The 19,190-nt window shown below is 39.3% G+C and carries 14 protein-coding genes and 1 pseudogene; 10 read left to right on the top strand and 5 right to left on the bottom strand.

Annotated elements, in window-relative coordinates; all coding sequences use genetic code 11:
* Positions 1–459 precede the first annotated feature (459 nt).
* Positions 460–921, top strand: a complete 462-nt coding sequence (locus ACEWFJ_RS19735; RefSeq protein WP_473689634.1) for a hypothetical protein — start codon at positions 460–462, stop codon at positions 919–921.
* A gap of 1,169 nt (positions 922–2,090) precedes the next feature.
* Complete coding sequence (locus ACEWFJ_RS19730) at positions 2,091–2,498, top strand: PH domain-containing protein (RefSeq protein ID WP_473689632.1); 408 nt, start codon at positions 2,091–2,093, stop codon at positions 2,496–2,498.
* A gap of 378 nt (positions 2,499–2,876) precedes the next feature.
* Here the strand turns inward: ACEWFJ_RS19730 and ACEWFJ_RS19725 are convergent, their stop codons facing one another.
* Positions 2,877–4,751: an ABC transporter ATP-binding protein gene (locus ACEWFJ_RS19725; protein ID WP_473689631.1), complete on the bottom strand. Its 1,875-nt coding sequence runs from the start codon at positions 4,749–4,751 to the stop codon at positions 2,877–2,879.
* Positions 4,748–6,982, bottom strand: a complete 2,235-nt coding sequence (locus tag ACEWFJ_RS19720; RefSeq protein WP_473689630.1) for an ABC transporter ATP-binding protein — start codon at positions 6,980–6,982, stop codon at positions 4,748–4,750. Before ACEWFJ_RS19720 ends, ACEWFJ_RS19725 begins: the two co-directional genes overlap by 4 nt.
* A 647-nt stretch (positions 6,983–7,629) precedes the next feature.
* On the opposite strand from ACEWFJ_RS19720, the gene ACEWFJ_RS19715 reads away from it, so the two are divergent.
* Positions 7,630–8,481: a DnaD domain-containing protein gene (locus ACEWFJ_RS19715; protein ID WP_473689629.1), complete on the top strand. Its 852-nt coding sequence runs from the start codon at positions 7,630–7,632 to the stop codon at positions 8,479–8,481.
* On the top strand, positions 8,478–9,767 hold the full coding sequence (gene dnaB / locus ACEWFJ_RS19710; protein WP_473689628.1) for a replicative DNA helicase: 1,290 nt from the start codon (positions 8,478–8,480) through the stop codon (positions 9,765–9,767). Before ACEWFJ_RS19715 ends, dnaB begins: the two co-directional genes overlap by 4 nt.
* Positions 9,768–9,943: 176 nt before the next feature.
* Here dnaB and ACEWFJ_RS19705 read toward each other — a convergent pair whose 3' ends face one another.
* Together ACEWFJ_RS19705 and ACEWFJ_RS19700 are read right to left on the bottom strand one after the other, a co-directional pair.
* Positions 9,944–10,384 carry a DUF2269 family protein gene (locus ACEWFJ_RS19705; RefSeq protein WP_473692604.1) on the bottom strand — a complete coding sequence of 147 codons (441 nt, stop codon included), beginning with the start codon at positions 10,382–10,384 and terminating at the stop codon, positions 9,944–9,946.
* Between the two features lie 18 nt (positions 10,385–10,402).
* Complete coding sequence (locus tag ACEWFJ_RS19700; protein ID WP_473692602.1) at positions 10,403–10,753, bottom strand: ASCH domain-containing protein; 351 nt, start codon at positions 10,751–10,753, stop codon at positions 10,403–10,405.
* A 464-nt stretch (positions 10,754–11,217) separates the two neighbouring features.
* On the opposite strand from ACEWFJ_RS19700, the gene ACEWFJ_RS19695 reads away from it, so the two are divergent.
* The 3 genes from ACEWFJ_RS19695 (at position 11,218) to ACEWFJ_RS19685 (ending at position 14,002) form a co-directional block, all read left to right on the top strand.
* Positions 11,218–11,784 (top strand): VOC family protein, encoded by a 567-nt coding sequence (locus ACEWFJ_RS19695; RefSeq protein WP_473689627.1) that lies wholly within the window; start codon positions 11,218–11,220, stop codon positions 11,782–11,784.
* Between the two features lie 781 nt (positions 11,785–12,565).
* Positions 12,566–13,384: an alpha/beta fold hydrolase gene (locus ACEWFJ_RS19690; RefSeq protein WP_473689626.1), complete on the top strand. Its 819-nt coding sequence runs from the start codon at positions 12,566–12,568 to the stop codon at positions 13,382–13,384.
* Between the two features lie 150 nt (positions 13,385–13,534).
* Positions 13,535–14,002, top strand: a complete 468-nt coding sequence (locus ACEWFJ_RS19685) for a VOC family protein (RefSeq protein WP_473689625.1) — start codon at positions 13,535–13,537, stop codon at positions 14,000–14,002.
* A 278-nt stretch (positions 14,003–14,280) separates the two neighbouring features.
* Here the strand turns inward: ACEWFJ_RS19685 and ACEWFJ_RS19680 are convergent, their stop codons facing one another.
* Positions 14,281–15,051 carry an alpha/beta fold hydrolase gene (locus tag ACEWFJ_RS19680; RefSeq protein ID WP_473689624.1) on the bottom strand — a complete coding sequence of 257 codons (771 nt, stop codon included), beginning with the start codon at positions 15,049–15,051 and terminating at the stop codon, positions 14,281–14,283.
* A gap of 376 nt (positions 15,052–15,427) precedes the next feature.
* Between ACEWFJ_RS19680 and ACEWFJ_RS19675 the strand changes: the two are divergent.
* The 3 genes and pseudogenes from ACEWFJ_RS19675 to alr all read left to right on the top strand — a co-directional run bounded on the left by ACEWFJ_RS19675 (position 15,428) and on the right by alr (position 19,146).
* Positions 15,428–16,649, top strand: a pseudogene (locus tag ACEWFJ_RS19675) (PucR family transcriptional regulator).
* Between the two features lie 140 nt (positions 16,650–16,789).
* Positions 16,790–17,923 (top strand): alanine dehydrogenase, encoded by a 1,134-nt coding sequence (ald, locus tag ACEWFJ_RS19670; RefSeq protein WP_473689623.1) that lies wholly within the window; start codon positions 16,790–16,792, stop codon positions 17,921–17,923.
* 65 nt (positions 17,924–17,988) lie between these two features.
* The gene (alr, locus tag ACEWFJ_RS19665; protein WP_473689622.1) at positions 17,989–19,146 is read left to right on the top strand and encodes an alanine racemase; all 1,158 of its coding nucleotides are present in this window, start codon (positions 17,989–17,991) and stop codon (positions 19,144–19,146) included.
* Positions 19,147–19,190 lie beyond the last annotated feature (44 nt).

The raw sequence follows: 19,190 nt of genomic DNA, 5'->3' as shown, positions 1-19,190 counted from the left end.
ACCTTTTTACAGTTATTTATGAGAATTCGGCTCATTTTTTTCGTTTTGGGGAACAATCAATTTCTTAAGTTGATGGCGATGTGTTGATACCCCTATTAAGATGTTTGATTTCAATGAAATACGATGTTGCCAAAAGTAATTACCAAAATGATTACCACAAACATTTCCCAAAAGTGTACGGTGCCCTTTTTATACTTTTATTGAGTTATACATTGCGGTCTATGACAGCAAGCCTGTCACTACCCCTGGTACTACGAAATTATAAAAAAATAACCCGCCGACGGCGGGTTGTAATAAATGGAGGCCTAATTCACATTTATTCATAAAGTTATATTATGTATTTTTATAATTAATGTGTCTATTGAAGATAATTTAGTTCACTACTACATAAATTCCTATATTTCATACTTATCCTTACTCACATTTAACATCGCTCAGAATAATATGTATCTAGAGGGTGTGACAATATTGGAAAAAAACATTGAAATTACAAAAAATATACAAGTCATACGGTCTATCCAACGCGATCTCAATATTGTGACAGTCGCACTATTGTTAACTGGACAAATCACCATTATAGGAGTTTTTGTGACACCAGGAGGGTTTCGCGTTTCATTAGGAGGACCATTAACAGGGGAAGGTCGAATCGAAGGTAAATTTGAAAAACAAACTACGAATGTGATTATTGATGTAATAGACGTTATCCTCGCTGTTTTATTACTCAATGATGAGATTGGTGTTACGGGTAGCTTTATTGCACCTGGCAGATTTACCATTAATGTTAGTGGACCCATTTTTGGTGTTCCTAAGCTTGAACCTACTCTTCCTTACTTGAAAAGAGATTATACTTTCTTTCAAAAGGTTGTGTCCAAACATTTTGATGTTAATCCTAATTTATTAAAAACACTTACAAAGGAATGATGACATGGCTTTAACCGATATTCCTTCTATTAATCCATCTAAAAGTGGAGTCTTTCTTCTAGCTCTTCCTTTAATTATTTTTATCTTCTTTTTTACTCAACCTAAAGAAGAGATAATACAATAACCCCCAATAGTCCATATTGGGGTACTGCCCCATGGCTATCAACCTAACAATAGAAACTACCCCAGAACGAAAATTTTTTACATTTTTCTCGTTTTGGGATAAATCGTTATTTTTAGCTTAATGGGCATGGGGCGGTACCCCTAATAGTATTCGCGTTCTTCTAAATGACATTGTATGTGCACAATTAAAAGACGAAGTCTATCAAAATTATGTTCTATATAAAACGATATATTCGACTTTATTGATTATTAATACTTATAAACTCAACTAAAAACAAAAAATAGCATACACATAAAAAGGGAATGCTTGTATACTGATCTATACTGCATTCCCTTATTGTAATTGTATGTCCACTATATTTTTATTCTTCCTTTTCAAAAATTAAAATCCAAATTTCTTAGTTTTCACCTCTTTCTGGATTCACCCCCATTGTAATGTAAACGCTTCATTAAATGTCCAATTTATTAGCTGTCACCCCCATAAATCATAATAACTTTTAAAATAGTGATCCCAACTCTGTTATAAAAACAACAAATTAAATTTTTACAAAAGAAAACAACTTGGATAAAAACAGGTTGTTTTCTTTTATAGAGTGGAACAAAGAAAGAGTGGAAAAGCAATACACAGACATGTAAATCACATGGAGTAAACTGACCGATAAAACTAAAAATTCTGATAATTTAATCACTAAGGGTTTTCGTTTACTCTTTCTTTGTTATTATGAGTTTAACATTAAAAATAACATAAATCAACAAAAAATCACAAAATTATTATAATTTCGACATTTTATTTATCTTGCACTAATTTCTACTTAAAAACATAGAGTTACTATATATCCCGCCAGAATTGAAAAAACCAAAATAAAAAACACATGAACTTAAAGCACTTGCTTGTCTACTATAGGCAATGAGTGCTTTTTTGCATGTTCAAATTGACATGTAAATTTGTGAAATATATGGTAGATATAGTGCTTAATTATAGTTGTTTCAAAGATTTAAGGGGAAAATAACCATTATTTGCGCTATAAAACAAAGGAGAATAAAAGATGCTAACTAATTCAAACGCAGACAAGATATTCGACAAACTAATGGTAGAAGGTGAGACTTATGTTCATTACTTTTACGTTATGAAAATGGCATCTCCCTCTCAATACTTAGCTTTTGGTGTTGGTGCAATTGGCTCAAATACACATTGCCTTGTAGGGTTCACAAATAAGAGAATCTTACTAATAGAGTTAAGTCCTGCAACTGGTAATGCTACTGGGAATATTGCTCACTTAGATTTAGATGAAGTAGAGAAAGTAAGTGTAAAGAGAGGTATCCTTAAATCCAATGTCACTGTAAAGTTAAAAGAGGACAAAGGGATACTCGAAATGAAACCGCATAGTTTCACAGTTGGTTTATCAAACCATAAAAAGAACTTAGTTAAGTTAGAAGAATTGTATGGTCGGTAAAAAGTAATTGAGGGGTACTATACGATGAATACATAGAGAATAAGCTTATATCGGAACTAAAAAAATGAAAGACAGAACTAACAAACTACTAGAATCCTAGTAGTTTCATGTTGTTGAAAAAGGGGTTCGGAATGGTCTCATTCTGAACTCCTTTTGCGACTTCATAAGAATTTTGAGTCATATTAACGAGAATTGTACTATATGAACTTTATAATTTAGGTCATTTTTGGACTTCGCTAAGTCCAATTAAGATTTTAGGAGATTGTGATGGAAAAACAAATAGCCAAAGATAACAGGGAAAAGATATGAAGCATGGTTACAAGAAGTAGAAATAACAAAACACTCCTCTCATAAAATAGAGGAGTGTTCTTTTTCATCTTAAGAAGCATCCGCACTTTCAAACTGACTATTATAAAGTGAAGCATAGAAACCATCAGCTTTCAATAACTCTTCATGATTACCTTGTTCTACAATATCCCCTTCTTTCATAACGAGGATTAAATCTGCATCACGTATTGTTGATAATCTGTGAGCGATAATGAAGCTTGTTCTGCCTTCCATAAGGTTTTCCATGGCTTTTTGAATTAGTACTTCTGTACGAGTATCGATAGAGCTTGTTGCTTCGTCGAGTATTAATATTTTCGGATCCGCTAGAAGGGCACGCGCAATTGTTAATAGCTGCTTTTGTCCTTGGGATACGTTGCTTGCTTCTTCGTTTAGTTCCATATTGTATCTATTTGGTAATGTTTTTACGAAGCTGTGTACGTGAGCTGCTTTAGCTGCTTCGATTACTTCTTCGTCAGTCGCATCTAGTCTGCCGTAACGTATATTTTCCATGATTGAGCCGTTAAATAGCCAAGTATCTTGAAGTACCATACCGAACATATTGCGTAAATCTTCTCGCGTGAAGTCTTTTATATCGTGACCGTCTATACAGATAGCACCGCTATTTAAATCATAGAAACGCATTAAAAGTTTCACAATCGTTGTTTTACCTGCTCCGGTTGGTCCTACGATTGCTACCTTTTGTCCAGGTTGAATGTGAGCTGAGAAATTATTGATAATGATCTTATCTGGATTATATCCAAATTGAACATCTTTGAAGGTAACTTCTCCATTAACCTCTTGCAGCTGAACTGGATTTTCCGCTTCTGGAATTTCCTCTTCTTCTTCTAAAAATTCGAAAACTCTTTCTGCAGCTGCAGCTGTGGATTGGAGTACGTTCGCGATTTGAGCTACTTGAGCGATTGGCTGCGTAAAACTTCTAACATATTGAACGAAGGCTAAAATATCTCCAACTGCGATCGTTTTCTTGACCGCAAGCCATCCGCCTAAAATAGATACAGCTACGTAACCGATATTACCGATAAACATCATAATCGGCATCATCATTCCAGATAAAAATTGAGACTTCCATGCAGAAGTGTAAAGAGTATCATTAACCTCTTCGAATTTTTTAACTTCGTCTTCTTCGGTGTTAAAGGCTTTTACGATATTGTGACCACTATAAATCTCTTCCACTTGACCATTAACGTGTCCTAGATATTCTTGCTGGGATTTAAAGTATTTTTGTGATCTCTTTACGACTCCCATTATAAGCATCATTGATACTGGCAATATTAAAAGTGCCACTAATGTCATTTGCCAGCTTATTGAGAACATCATGATGAGTACACCAATGATTGTAACGACGGATGTGATGATTTGCGACATACTTTGATTTAAAGTCTGGCTCACCGTATCTACGTCATTCGTAACTCTAGATAATACTTCGCCATGTGTCGTTTTATCAAAGTACTTAAGCGGCATACGGTTGATCTTTTCATCAATTTCTTTTCTGAAGTTATAAGATACTTTTTGTGCTACTCCTGAAATGATATATCCTTGTATAATGCCAAACACAGCGCTCACTATATATAATCCAAGGAGTATAACGACAATGTTTCCGATATAGGTAAAGTCAATTGCAGCACCTGGCGCTCCCGTTACCTTGCTTACTAGTCCTTCGAAAAGTTTTGTTGTAGCTTTACCTAAAATTTTTGGACCTGCAATTGCAAAGGCAGCACTACCTATTGCAAAAAGAATGACGATGATGATTGATAACTTATATGGCTTTAAGTATTGAAGTAACTTATTCATCGTTCCCTTAAAGTTTTTTGCCTTCTCAATCTTTCTCATACCGCCGCCCATATGACCGCCGCCACCAGGGCCAGGGCCACCTTGTCTTCTATTTTCTACTTTTCTATCACTCATGACGAAAGTTCCTCCCTTGAAAGTTGTGATAAAGCAATTTGCTTATAAACCTCACAGTTTTCCATAAGCTCTTCATGAGTACCAGTTCCTACTATTTTTCCTTCGTCAAGTACAATGATCTTATCTGCATTCATGATTGTACTGATTCTTTGTGCAACAAGAAGCATAGTACTTCCTGAAATCTCATTGTTCAAAGCCTTACGCAATGCTGCGTCTGTCTTGAAGTCAAGAGCTGAGAAACTATCATCAAATATAAATATTTCGGATTCCTTAGTAAGAGCACGCGCAATAGAAAGTCTTTGTTTTTGACCGCCTGAAACGTTCGTACCGCCTTGTGATATCTCTGTACGGAAGCTTTCAGGTTTCGCATTAATAAACTCCATAGCTTGAGCGATTTCTGATGCTTTAACTAGTTCTTCTTCAGTTGCTTCTTTCTTACCGTATTTCAGATTACTTTCAATCGTACCTGAGAATAGAACTCCTTTTTGTGGTACATAACCAATTTTCTCTCTTAATTCCTTCTGTGATACATCTCTAATATCAGTACCATCTATTAATATTTCTCCGCTTGTTACATCGTAAAAACGCGGAATTAAGTTAATAAGTGTTGATTTACCACTACCTGTACTTCCAATGAAAGCTGTTGTTTCTCCAGGCTTTGCGGTAAAGGTGATATTGGAAAGCACATCTTCTTCCGCACCTGGATATCTAAAGCTAACATCTTTAAATTCAACGTAACCCTTCTTGTCTGAAGAGAATGTTTTTGGTTTCTCTACGTCACGAATGGTAATGTCAGTATTTAAAACTTCTGCGATACGTTGTGCGGATACAGAAGCACGCGGAACCATAATGGATACCATAGAAATCATTAAGAAGGCCATGATGATTTGCATTGTATACTGCATAAATGCCATCATATCACCAACCTGCATATGCCCCATATCCACTTGGTGTGCTCCAACCCAAATAATAAGTACAGTAACGGCATTCATGATAAACATCATCATTGGCATCATAAATGACATTAAACGGCTTACAAATAAATTCGTTCTTGTTAAATCTTGATTTCCTTTTTCAAATTTCTTTTCTTCATGTTTTTGATTATTAAAAGCACGAATAACGAGCATACCTGTTAAAGATTCACGAGTGATTAAGTTAATTTTATCAACTAACTTTTGGATACTCTTAAACTTAGGGATAGCGACGCTAAATAAACCAATGACTAAGCTTAAAATCGCGATAACTGCAACTGCGATAATCCATCCCATTGAAACGTCTGTAGTAAGTACCTTGATTACGCCGCCTATGCCTAAAATCGGTGCATAGAATACGATTCTAAGCATCATAACCATAAGCGTTTGCACTTGTTGAATATCATTTGTACTTCTTGTAATTAAAGATGCAGTGGAAAACTTATCAAACTCCGCATTCGAAAAGCTTGTAACCTTCCGGAATACTTTCTTTCTAAGATCTCTGCCTAATCCAGCAGCTACTTTTGCAGCAAGTAAACTAACGATAACAGTAGCGGCCATACTAACTAAAGATAAAAGCAGCATTTTCCCACCGGAAGTAAGAATGTAATTTGATTGAAGCTTACCTGTATCTATACCGATCGTCTTATACTCATTCTCAATGAATGGAACAGCTGACTGTGTTACCATGCTGCCTGGCATATTCTTAAACTTTTCATCTGCCTTGTCTTTCATTGCATCGATTTGATTTTGAGGTAGTTTAGCAATTACTGCGAAAGGATCTGTATTTGGCGGAAGATTCGTCGGTGTTTTGTTACCATTTGGCGCAGCGGATGTACCACCTTTTTCAATTCCCTCTGTAATTAAAATTGGTTTCCCGAATATGTCGTTAAGCTCATTAATTGTATCTTTATCCTTTGTCTGTAGCTTATAAAGAGGTTCTTTATCAAGCTGCGGATAATCTTTTAAGTAATTTTGCAACTCACTTTGAGAAAGATCTTTCTTATCTAAAAGCACATAGTTGTTATCTACTTTTTTCTTCTCATCTTCATTCATAAAAAGCTTAAGTTTGTCAAACTCACTTTTACGAATGACTTGAGGTACTGCGTTTTCTACACCTTTTTGTTGAATACCTACATTGACAATGTTAGACATGTAGTCTGGCAGTGATAGGTCACATACCGCTTGTACGGTTAAAAGACATATAACTGCAATGATTGAGGCAGTAAAAGGTTTTAAATGTTTTATTATCTTTAACATTTAATTCATCTCTCCATTTTCCTTTTCTAATTTTTTTAGCTTTTACTTCGTTTCTTTGCTGCATTCTTCATATTCTTATTACTTCATTCTAGCAGCTCTTTACGTCCTTTCGGCCAGAGGATAATTATAATTCTATGACTATATTGAGCTGTAATGCAACATTTAGAGTATGGAATTTATGATAAATAAATTTGTTAAATAATTTTAAAATTTAACAAAAGTTGTAAAGTGGTGTTGCTGTTAGGGATGCTACACGAAGTAAAGATAAGCATCCCATTTCGCTGCAAGCAAGAAGCAGCGTATGTGGGAATATAATGAAGAAAAGATTAGTAAATGAATCGCGACAATGCTGATGACGAAATGGAGAGGCGGTTCGAAAGGGGTATTATCATTTGATTAAATGTCGTTTTTTATGAATGACGAATGTAAAACAGCCCCTACCAAGCCCCTACCAAGCCCCTTGCAAGTAATAAATCATTACAAAAACAAAACAAAAAAACTACTACTACAAGAATCGCTTCGAAGGAAATAAAACCGTAGTAGTAATTTTTTATAAAATTAAAATGCCAAATTTCCTCACTCATCCTTATATATATGAAAGAAACGGCGATTTCATATTTGTCATCAAAGATAGGAGGAATATATATATGGCAGTATACCGGAATGTACAGGTGAATTTTTGGCAGGATGATTTTGTATTGGACTTAACGCCGGAGGAGCGATATTTTTACATATACTTACTGACATGTTCTAAAACTACGCAGTGCGGCATTTATCCATTGCCGAAGCGTTTGGCGGAGATGGAAACAGGCTACAACAGAGAGACTGTCGAGAAGCTGCTGCAGCGGTTTATCGATTATGGAAAAATATTATATGATGCAGAAACGAAGGAGATATACATTCAGAACTGGGTGCGCTATAACCCAGTTACGAACACGAACATTGAGAAATGTGTGTTGCGTGAGCTAAAGACTGTGAAAAGTAAAAAGTTTGTCCATATGTTTCTTCAAAAATGCTTGGAGGAAGAGCTAAGCATTCCGCTATTGCTGGAGCATTTCGGCATGCCGTCTGGGGAGTCTCTGGCTGAAGATATTGAAAGCTGTGAAATAGATGAAAAAGTAGAAGAAATAGATTCCGACCGTAATGTATTCACATTTTATGAACAAAACTTCGGCAGCTTGTCGCCGTATACGGCAGAGGAACTGAGTGGATGGATTGATGATCTATCAGGGGAGCTCGTACTCAAAGCACTCCAGATTGCCCATGAAAACAACAAGCGGACGCTTGCTTATGTGAAGGGTATTTTACGAGATTGGCACGGAAAAGGGTATACGAAACTTAGTGAAGTAGAGGAAGCGACAGTGAAATTTCGAAAGAAGGAATCGTCTGTTGTGCATGAGACGGAGCAGTTTCTGGAGGAGTGTGAAGAGTGGGAGAAAAACGTACCATCTGAAGAAGAGCTGCAGAAGTTCTTGCAGGAAAAGGGGTGGCGTCCATGAGCATTCAAAACGTTGAAGCTGAACAGACCGTATTAGGATCTTTACTGCTCGATGGTGAATTGATTAAGGAGTGCCGGCTAACGGAGCAGCACTTCTCTATGCCTGTGCATCAAGCGATATTTAAGTTAATACGGAAAATAGAGGAAGATGGACAGCCGCTTGATCTTGTTACGCTTGTTTCGAGAATGGATCCTTCTTTTTTGAAGCAAATTGGCGGCATTGAATACTTTGTAAATATCATCGAGAGTGTTCCGAATACTGCTAATTTCTCCTATTACGAGGGGCTTGTTCGGAGCGCATGGAAAATGCAACATGCGGGAATCATGGCACAAAGCATGAGTGAACGGCTTCTGGCGGAGAAGGATGAGAAAGTAATCGGGGAGACGATTACGGCACTCTGTGAACTGGAAGAGTACGATTGTACGCTCGATTTTGATTTGAAGGATTCTTTAGTTGGATTGTACGAAGAGTTTCATCAGGACGTAGAAGAGCTTATAGGAATTGAGACCGGCTTTTCTGCTTTAAACAAGATGACGTGCGGTTTGCAGGAAGGCGACTTTGTGGTGGTTGGTGCACGGCCTTCTATGGGGAAAACGGCGTTTGCCTTAAACATCGCTCTTCATGCGGCAAAATCGGGTGCGGCAGTTGGATTGTTTTCTTTGGAGATGAGTGATAAACAGCTGCTGAAACGGATGGTTTCCTGCATCGGGGAAGTATCAGGAAAAAGGCTAAAAAATCCGAAGCATCGTTTTACGATCGAAGACTGGGAGAAAACAAGCCGAGCATTTGCGGAAATTGGCGATTTGCCGCTCGAGATTTATGATAAAGCGGGCGTCACAACGCAGGAGATTTGGGTGCAAGCACGAAAGCTGAAACGAAAGCATCCAAATAAAAAACTGCTCGTTATCATTGATTATTTGCAGCTCATTACAGGTGATTCAAAACACAGGGGAAATAGGTTTCAAGAAATGAGTGAAATCTCCCGCAAGCTGAAGCTGATGGCCCGTGATTTGAATGTGTGCGTCGTAGCGCTGTCGCAACTATCCCGTGCAGTGGAGTCGCGCCAAGATAAGCGTCCGCTCTTATCTGATCTGCGAGAGACAGGACAGATTGAACAGGATGCGGATGTAATTATGCTCATGTACCGGGATGATTATTATGATAAGGAAACAGAGGACAAAGATGTTACAGAAATTCATGTGGCAAAGCATCGGAATGGGCCTGTTGGGGTTGTGAAGTTAAGGTTTTTGAAGGAGTACGGGCGGTTTGTGGAAGGGAATAGGTGATGAGGGGATTCTTTAGAAACAATTCTAGTTTATCAGAGATTAATCAAAATGCTATTCCATCACCTCTTCAAAGCGTAACTACAATAAGGACAAGCCAGTTTTGGCTTGTCCTTGTTCCAAGCCGCCCGGCGAATTCAAACGGTAATCACACAAAGCCGCTATTCGCCTTAGATCTATCACCCCTGCCACAACGCAGGCTTTGTCACCATGAACCATAACATCGCCATTAAAAGAACAATGTAAATCCAAACAGAACGCCGCAACAATTGAATCAAGGCGTCCTTGTCTTGGCCCGTTTCGCTGAATTTCCGAATGGTCGGCGAAAAGGCGCGGGCCAGGAAAAATAATGAACTCGCCATGAGAATAAGGGTCATCACTATCCAAGGGGTCTTCCAAGTCCAAGGGCCCGCCAGTACAAGCAGAACCCCGGATGCAACCAGCACATGCCCGGCATGCTTGGCCAGCCTGACCGAAAATCGGAATACATCCAGATAAGCCTGCTGTATTCGAGCCTCTGAAGCCCGCAGTTTTTTGATGAGCGGAAGCAATACAAAAAACGGGCCGATGGATAAGATTACACTGAAAATATGTACATACAGAAGCAGTCGATACAACATGTCCATCCTTATATCACATTAACCTTCGATGGGACGGAACTCATGAACCCAAACTCTCATCTTTGGCAGCCACGGCATGCCAGGGTGAAGAGACAGGATAGATTGCTTATATTCCTCCACATTCGCATAGCCTTCTTGACGGGCATGCTCATCAGTCAATTCGCCAAGTGCCTGCGAATAGACCTTCTCCACAACATACCGGTGATCTTGAAGCTCCATCACTTCCCCAACATCCGCATATCTCCCGTTGCGGCGAGTAGCCGTTTTCTGTCCTGCAAGCACTTTTTCAATGTCTTCCTGAATCGTGATGAGACGTTCAATCGTACATGTTTTTGGCGGTAAAGCGTTCGTTTCATTTTGGTTTGTCATCTGGGTCACTCTCCTTTTTTCATTTAAGCATAAGTCCACTTTATCATATAAAAAAATTATTCTATATAGCAAGTTTCTACTTTAATAGGGATAACAAACTTTCATACAATGTTTATATGATAAACACCAATAATGGGAAAAAGCAGCGCTTGGTTTTGGAGGAGGACACAGCCTATAGCGGGAGGCGTATCCGCAGATGTAAAGCATCGAGGTTCTTAAAAATAAGAATAATCAACTAAACAAAGGATTATAAATTGGGGTACCACCACATTGCCATCAACTTAAGAAAACAAGTCACCCCAAAAATGATAAATAATCTTCTTCGTTACAAGAAAGCCTAAAAATTTCGTTCTAGGGGTGCAATAAAACTTTAGCTTGATGGCTATGTGTCTTTACCCCAAATTGTTCAATGGAATTAAAATAAACTTTTCTTTTGTCACAATTATTGAATTCAAGGAGAGTGGATGCAGATGCATGCTGAAATCAAATTCATTCATCACGTCGGCCATATAGTCTCCGATATGGAAGCTGCACTCGAGCTGTACAGAAAACTGGGATTTGTCTGTTCGCCGCCGTCCTATCCGGCGATGGCCGAAAATGAAGGAGAACCTCCGAAGCCATTCGGAGCAGCCAATTCGCATGTCGAGTTTTTAGGCAGCTTCATCGAAATCGTAACGGTTGCCGAGAAAGGTGCGAGGATTCCGATCAATGCAAAACTCGTTCCGTTGCAGGCATCGCCGGATGTGCTCCAAGCAATAATCGGAAAAATCAAACGCACTGTCGATACTGTCTCCAGATGTCTGTCCCGTTATGAAGGAGCGCATATTCTTTGTTTCGGTACCGAGGATGCCGACCAGACAGCGGACCGTTTCCAACGGAGTGGAATCAGTCATGGCGGCGTTAACACCGTGCAGCGACCTCTTGAGATGTCCGGGGAATTCAACTTATTCCTGTGCGCTATTTGGAAATTGACGGGGACAACGTGCACGAAGGTCGTCTGGCTGCAGCGGAAAACCCACCCTCAGCCATAATGGAGGAGCAAATACCTCCGAACCATCCGAATGGGGCGACGGATCTAGTCGAATCAATCTTATGCGTAGACGATTCCGAGCTGGACGAATTCACTAGGCGATACGGCCGATACTTGGATTGTGAGGTTCGGACGGATGGAGTGACACACATCTTCAACTTGGAAGGGGCGGCTCGTATCACAATCGTTCCCGGATCGCGGTTGTCAGAGCTGCTACCAGGAGAGATGGCACCCCCGATGCCGGGATTCGCCGGGTACGCGGTAGCAGTGAGCGACATCTCCCACACTCGAAGTTATCTCGAAGAAAACGGTTTACCGATAGCGGAGACGAACTCGGGCGACCTCTTCGTACCGGCGGGCTCGGCGCTTGGTGCTGCTATCGTGTTCAGGAAAGCGTAGCCGCGAAAAGCAAACAATCCGCGTTAAATTGAAACAGGGGTAGATTAAGACTTAAAAAATACTAATTTCCTGTAAGTGTTTTAAAGGACACAAAACAACTGTTTACGGTATAAAAATAGTGCTATTACCAAGAGGGATTTTTTACTTCCCCTTAGGATAGCACTACATTTATAAAAAAGATTGCTCAAAATGCTATTCAATCACATTTTGATCAGTGCTTTTAAATATGGCGGTTTTGTTTCTTAGTTAATTCCTGCATTTTATATAATTTACAAATCATATAAAGTAAAGGAAACCAGCGATTTATGAGTATGACCATTCTTAGGATCTATTAAAAAGTAATAATTATTATGATGGATAAGAAGAGAGGAGAGGGGTTGTAAATGACTGTAGTGAAGAATGGAATATTGCAAGTGCATGGAGCGAGTATCTACTATGAAGTACGTGGAAAGGGACCTGTACTTCTTTTCATTCATGGAGGAGGTGGTGATGCTGATAAGTTTCTGAAGGTTGCAAACCACCTTGCTGACCGGTATACAGTTGTTACCTATGACCGCCGTGGCCATTCCCGTAGCGATCTCGCCAATCGCACTGAGGATTATTGCGTAGAAACACACAGCGACGACGCTCACCGCCTAATAGCCGAACTGACTGATGAACCGGTGTACGTATTCGGAAGCAGCTCCGGTGCTGTCATCGGAATTGATCTGTGCATACATCATCCAGAACAGATTAAGTTACTGATACCACACGAACCAATCTTATTGCAATTTTTATTTGGAAATGAGTTAAAACAAGCCGAGCAATTCATGGAAGATCTTAAGAAAAATCATCGAAGTGAGGTCATTAAATTATTGTCGAATTTGGAAATGGACGCTATGAAGCCCGGTCAATCGAAGGATATACTAACAGAGCGTCTTCTGGGGAATTCAACGTATTTCGTTAAGTATGAAATCCCAGGAATTCTTAACTATTCGCTAGATATCGATGGATTGAAGAACGCATTAAAGTCTTCATCGATGCAGATACTTCCAGCCGCAGGGAGTGCATCACGAGATTTTTTTGCTTACCACTGCACAGTCGCATTAACGGAACAACTAGGAACAGAAGTTGTGGAGTTCCCTGGACATCATGTGGGCTATAACACAATGCATTATAAAGAGTTTGCTGAGAAGTTACACAACATTTTAGTAAATTATTAGAAGATGGTGTAGTGAATATTCTTGAATTGTTGGGTGCCCCTAGTACACTACCTCTAAAGATGTATAGAACTTTAATACTATTAGTGGATTTAATATTGTTTTTACATTGATATAGTTAATATTCAAGAATAGAGAGTAGGGGGAAACCATATGATTAAAGGATTATATGAAGCGCACTTACCAGTTAGTAATTTACAAAATTCAATTGAAATTTACCGGAAATTAGGATTGGAACTTGCTTGGTGTGATGAAAACACGGCTTTCTTTTGGATTGAAGAGGGGAAAAGTTGGTTGGGTTTATGGGAAGGAAATGAGTATGAGACTCGATACCGCCCTTCCTTACGACATATTGCTTTTCGAGTTTCATATGAAGATTTAAAAGAATCTTTAAAGTGGCTAGATTCTATTCAAGTTGAAGCTGTCCCATTTGGTAATAGAAAATCTATTGAGCCATTTATTCGCCCACATCAAGGGAATGCTTCAGTATACTTCAATGACCTAGATGGTAACAGTTTAGAATTAATATGTTATGTTGAAGTTCCTAATGAATTAAAACATATTACAGATAAGTTGTCCTTCGTAGATTGGGAGGAACTAGTTAACAATACATTTAAATGAGGGATTGTTAGATAAGCTTATTTTACTAAACGGAGTCACAACACATCACTATCAAGTTAATATTTTGGAGTATCCCCAAAATGGAAGTTTTATCCCGCATTGATTGGTTCAACCTTCCATCAGTGGGGAATGAAGAACCCCCTGATGGAAGGTTCACTTTATCTCTCCATAATTATCTACGAAGATTCAGTTCATTTTTTTATTTTGGGGAACAAGCGATTTCTTAAGTTGATGGACATGTGGCGATAGGATACCTAATATGAATGTAAACTAAATTATTACAGAGTAGAGTGTTTGTTATTATTTTTCACCATATCTAATATATCCCTTATTACATCAACAACAACTTGAGGCTGATCAATATGTATTGTGTGTCCAGCATCTTCAACAATAATATGTTTTTTATTAGTCGACAAGTTAGCAAGCTCTCTCTGGAATTTCATCCAAGCAGCCATAGACTCTACTGTATGAAAAGGCTGCAAACCACCTGTTACGACAATAAGTGGAATACTTCCAAAAGATTTAGAAGTACGAACTTGTTCTAAACTTTCTTCTACCTCATTAAGAGAACCTTCCAAAGTAAATTGGTTATAATAAGCCTCCTGAACTTCTTTTGTAAATAGAGCAGGTAATATTCTGTTTTGATCCTCGTGAGTTGAGTCTAAGAGAACTACTCCTACTACTTCCTCTGGATATGTGCTTGCAAATAATCTTGTATTCAAACCTCCCAATGAGTGCCCAACTAATATATACGGAGGTTTTATACCTGCTTTATTAAGTAAGATACGTAGATTTTCGACACTTTGTTGACTATGGCGAGGTCTTTCATCCATTCCACTTTTGCCAATAACAGCTCTATCATAAATAAACATTTTTGAGAACTTTGAAACCTCATCTCTAATAGGATTCCAGCTTTCTAAAGTGGCTCCATATCCAGAATCAAAAACTAGAGTTGGACCTTCATTATTTTCTCCTAACAATTCATAGTATAATTCAATACCACCTATATCTAGTTTTTGTCCTGTTTCATTCCCAATTAATTCACTCATATCCAATCCCCCATTTTTCATTTTGATATAAAAAGGAAAGATCATTTCTATTATATAACGTTTTTGTTACATATTAATTTTTATCAATAAAGCAAGAATACCGCGTCTTTCGGAATGCAGATGTATATAAACCCATTGACATTTCTACAGAATTTGTCGATCCGCCCTCCCGATGTTGACGCTTACAATAAATAGGCCTTTTGATCAGAATATTACAAAAATTATATTACAGCATTTTGACACTTGTGTGAAAATTATTTTTTGTATAAGATTTAAAAAAATTATGAGATTATTTTGTTGATTTACACAAAGGAAATTGTCGCCTGCAGTAAATATGCAAATACATTTCAAATGGGAGGGATGAATCTTGACATATATGAAAAACAATCCTTTTAGAGCCGCCTTCGATAGTTTGGAAGAATTTGCTGATATGATCAGTGAGGTTCTGCAATGCTCGATTACGATTGAGGATGCGAATCATCGCCTTCTTGCGTACAGCACCCATGATGAAAGAACAGACCCGCGAGAATCGCGACTATTATGGGACGCCGCGTACCTGAAAAAGTAATCAATAGCTTATGGAAAGAAGGAATTATTCCCGCTCTTTTAAAAGATTGTGAGCCTATTCGCATAAAAAGGATAGATGATATCGGTCTCGGTGACAGGGTCGCGATTTCCATCTGGAACAAAGAGGACGTCCTGGGGTTCATTTGGGCTTTGGAAATCGAGAAATCTTTGACTGAGCAGGATTGCACCTTGCTGAAAAGAGCTGCGGAAGCTGTGAAAAGCAAACTGCTGCAGCTGCAAACCCGCAAAAACAAACAGGAAGAACGATCGCAAGAATTTTTTGGAAGCTGCTCACCGGTCATATGCAGATAAACGAGGAAATTATTAGTAACTTTCACCTGCTTCACATTACTCCCGCTTCCTTATTTGCCGTCGCCGTATTCCATTTTGAACAAGAAATTACGAGTGAGGAAGAAAAACAAATTTCTTATTTGTTAAAAACAAGTCAGCATTTGAAAGTTTTGCTTTATACGATTGATTGTAACCAGCTGATCCTTCTCACTTCATTGGATGATGTCGATCAGCCTTTCCATGAAATCAACCGCTTCGTCGAGACATTTGTGCACAAGATGGAAAAGCGATTCGGAATCAAATTTATCAGACCGGCATTCAGTAGTATATACTGTGACTATCAAAAAATCGGCAAAGCGTACAAAGAAACATTGACTGTTTTATCCATCAAGGAAAAATTCCCTTCCGAAACAGCGAGTATTCACAGTTATCAAAACATGGGGATTTATCAGCTGATTGATCTTCTGCTTGAGCAGAGAAAGCATGAAGAGTATGAAAATCAGACGCTGCAAAAGCTGCATGAGTATGACCAAAAGTATAATTGCAATCTTGTTGAAACGCTGGAGGTCTTTTTGAATAAAGACAGCAATGTCAGCGCCGTGGCCAAGGCTTTGAATATTCACGTCAATACGCTGAGCTACAGGCTTAAACGCATTTGTGAAATCAGTGAAATCAATTTAAAGGACCCCAACCAAAAAATGATTCTGTACTTGGATCTCAAGCTGCAAAAATTCATGTAGATGTAGCATCATCCTTTTGTGGAATTCCACAAAAGGATGATGCGTTTTTCTCCTTTTTTAACGATGAAAAAATATTTCGAACATTCTATACTCGGATTACGACAAGATAAATTAAAGGTTATTAAGGGGGAGAAAATCTAATGATTATCGGAGTACCGAAGGAAATAAAAAATAACGAAAATCGTGTTGCGCTTACGCCTGCAGGAGTTATCTCATTCGTGAAGTCTGGTCATAAAGTATTGGTTGAAGCAAACGCTGGTATTGGAAGCGGATTTAGAAATGAAGATTACGCAAACGCTGGTGCCGAAATTATTGAAAGTGCCGCTGACGTATGGGCACAATCGGAAATGATCATGAAGGTAAAAGAACCTCTCTCCAGCGAATACACATACTTCCGTCCAGGCTTAATTCTATTCACATACTTGCATTTGGCTGCAGAGCCTGCTTTAGCTCAAGCTCTTAAAGATAATGGCGTTACTGCAATCGCATACGAAACAGTAGAAGTGAACCGTACGCTTCCTCTTCTTACACCGATGAGCGAAGTAGCTGGACGCATGGCTGTACAAATCGGCGCGCAATTTCTACAAAAGACGAACGGCGGCCTAGGCATCCTTCTTGCGGGCGTTCCTGGCGTGAGTCGCGGTAAAGTTGCCATCATCGGCGGCGGCATCGTAGGAACTAACGCTGCGAAAATGGCAATCGGCATCGGCGCCGACGTAACAATCATCGACTTGAACGCAGATCGTCTGCGCCAATTGGATGACATTTTCGGCACTCAAATCAAAACATTGATGTCCAATCCGTTCAACATCGCGGAAGCGGTGAAAGAAGCAGACCTTTTAATCAGTGCCGTATTGATTCCTGGCGCAAAAGCTCCTAAGCTTGTCACGGAAGAAATGGTAAAAACAATGAAGCCTGGCTCCGTAATCGTAGATGTAGCGATCGACCAAGGCGGCGTTGTGGAAACATGCGACCATGTAACGACGCATGACAACCCGACATTCGAAAAGCACGGCGTTCTTCACTACTCTGTTGCGAACATGCCGGGCGCAGTTCCAAGAACATCCACTATGGCTTTGACGAACGTAACAGTTCCCTACGCATTGCAAATCGCCAACAAGGGCGTGCAAAAGGCAATCTCTGAAAACGGCGCATTGAAACTTGGCGTAAACACGGCGAACGGCGAAATCACATACGAAGTAGTCGCAAAAGACCTCGGCTATACTTACGTATCCGTAGAAGACGCTCTCGCAAAAGAAGTTGCCGCTATCTAATTAAGATTTCAATCTCCCCTTAAGAGCAGCTCTTGAGGGGGTTTTCATACAAAGGGGATAAGCACATGGAACGTAACAGTTATCGTGACACATGGGCAGAAATTGTATTGGACAACATTCATCACAATTTTTTGCAATTCAGGGGATATGTAAAGGAACAAACAAAAATTATGGCTGTTGTCAAAGCGAACGGCTACGGGCATGGCGCAGTTGAAATTGCGAAGACCCTCATGCAAGCAGAGGCGGATTATTTGGCTGTCGCTCTTTTAGATGAGGCTCTGCAGCTGCGGAATGCAGGTATCTCTCATCCGATTCTTGTTTTAGGGTATACGCCAGTACGCTCGGTTCAAAAGGCCGTTTCGGAAGACATTACGCTGACCGTATTCTCTCACGAAGTATTGGATGAAATCATCATCCAATCTTCTCTATTACAAAAAACAGCTTCCGTTCATTTAAAAGTTGATACAGGTATGTCCAGAATCGGCGTCACTTCTGCGGAAGAAGCTTTGGAACTTGCACAAAAGGCGGCTACCTCTCCCTCTGTATATCTCGAAGGCATATTCACGCATTTCGCCAATGCGGACAGTAAAGACTCTGCCTATACACTCATGCAGTTTCAGCACTTTTTGGATGTGATTGAATCTTTGGAAACACACGATATTCATGTACCGATCAGGCATTGTTGCAACAGTGCCGGCACGATGAATTTCCCTGACATGCATCTGGATATGGTACGCATCGGCATTGCTTTATATGGCTTATACCCTAATGAGACATTTGAAGGGCATTCTATCAAACTCAAGCAAGCCATGAATTTCAAAACAAAAATCGCGGCTCTGAAAACTATTCCTGCCTCCCAGCCAATCAGCTACGGTTGTACATATAAACTCGAAAAAGAAAGCCTTATCGCAACACTTCCGCTCGGCTATGCGGATGGCCTTTCACGCCTGCTTTCAAACCAAGGGATGGTTTTGATGCACGAGCAGTTATCCCCTATCGTCGGGCGTGTGTGCATGGATCAGACAATGATTGATGTGACGAATATTGAGGGCTGCAGTGCCGGTGATGAAGTAACTATTTTTGGACATAATGGTTCTTCGTTTCAATCTGTGGACGAGATTGCAAGGTTGATGGGGACTATTAATTACGAAGTGGTTTGTTTGATTGGGAAGCGGGTGCCGAGAATTTATGTAAAGTCACAAGCACAAACTATTTGTAACTAAAAGAGTATTACGTTAGATTTTTTCTCGTTTTTATGCTTTCTTCG

Source organism: Bacillus sp. EA-CB0995 (assembly GCF_055814245.1).
This window is presented reverse-complemented; position numbering and strand designations above follow the sequence as displayed.

Coding starts and splice junctions, on each gene's coding strand:
- ACEWFJ_RS19730 (WP_473689632.1), top strand. CDS start 2,091: ATGCTAACTAATTCAAACGCAGACAAGATATTCGACAAACTAATGGTA.
- ACEWFJ_RS19725 (WP_473689631.1), bottom strand. CDS start 4,751: ATGAGTGATAGAAAAGTAGAAAATAGAAGACAAGGTGGCCCTGGCCCT.
- ACEWFJ_RS19720 (WP_473689630.1), bottom strand. CDS start 6,982: ATGTTAAAGATAATAAAACATTTAAAACCTTTTACTGCCTCAATCATT.
- ACEWFJ_RS19715 (WP_473689629.1), top strand. CDS start 7,630: ATGGCAGTATACCGGAATGTACAGGTGAATTTTTGGCAGGATGATTTT.
- dnaB (WP_473689628.1), top strand. CDS start 8,478: ATGAGCATTCAAAACGTTGAAGCTGAACAGACCGTATTAGGATCTTTA.
- ACEWFJ_RS19705 (WP_473692604.1), bottom strand. CDS start 10,384: ATGTTGTATCGACTGCTTCTGTATGTACATATTTTCAGTGTAATCTTA.
- ACEWFJ_RS19700 (WP_473692602.1), bottom strand. CDS start 10,753: ATGACAAACCAAAATGAAACGAACGCTTTACCGCCAAAAACATGTACG.
- ACEWFJ_RS19695 (WP_473689627.1), top strand. CDS start 11,218: ATGCAGATGCATGCTGAAATCAAATTCATTCATCACGTCGGCCATATA.
- ACEWFJ_RS19690 (WP_473689626.1), top strand. CDS start 12,566: ATGACTGTAGTGAAGAATGGAATATTGCAAGTGCATGGAGCGAGTATC.
- ACEWFJ_RS19685 (WP_473689625.1), top strand. CDS start 13,535: ATGATTAAAGGATTATATGAAGCGCACTTACCAGTTAGTAATTTACAA.
- ACEWFJ_RS19680 (WP_473689624.1), bottom strand. CDS start 15,051: ATGAGTGAATTAATTGGGAATGAAACAGGACAAAAACTAGATATAGGT.
- ald (WP_473689623.1), top strand. CDS start 16,790: ATGATTATCGGAGTACCGAAGGAAATAAAAAATAACGAAAATCGTGTT.
- alr (WP_473689622.1), top strand. CDS start 17,989: ATGGAACGTAACAGTTATCGTGACACATGGGCAGAAATTGTATTGGAC.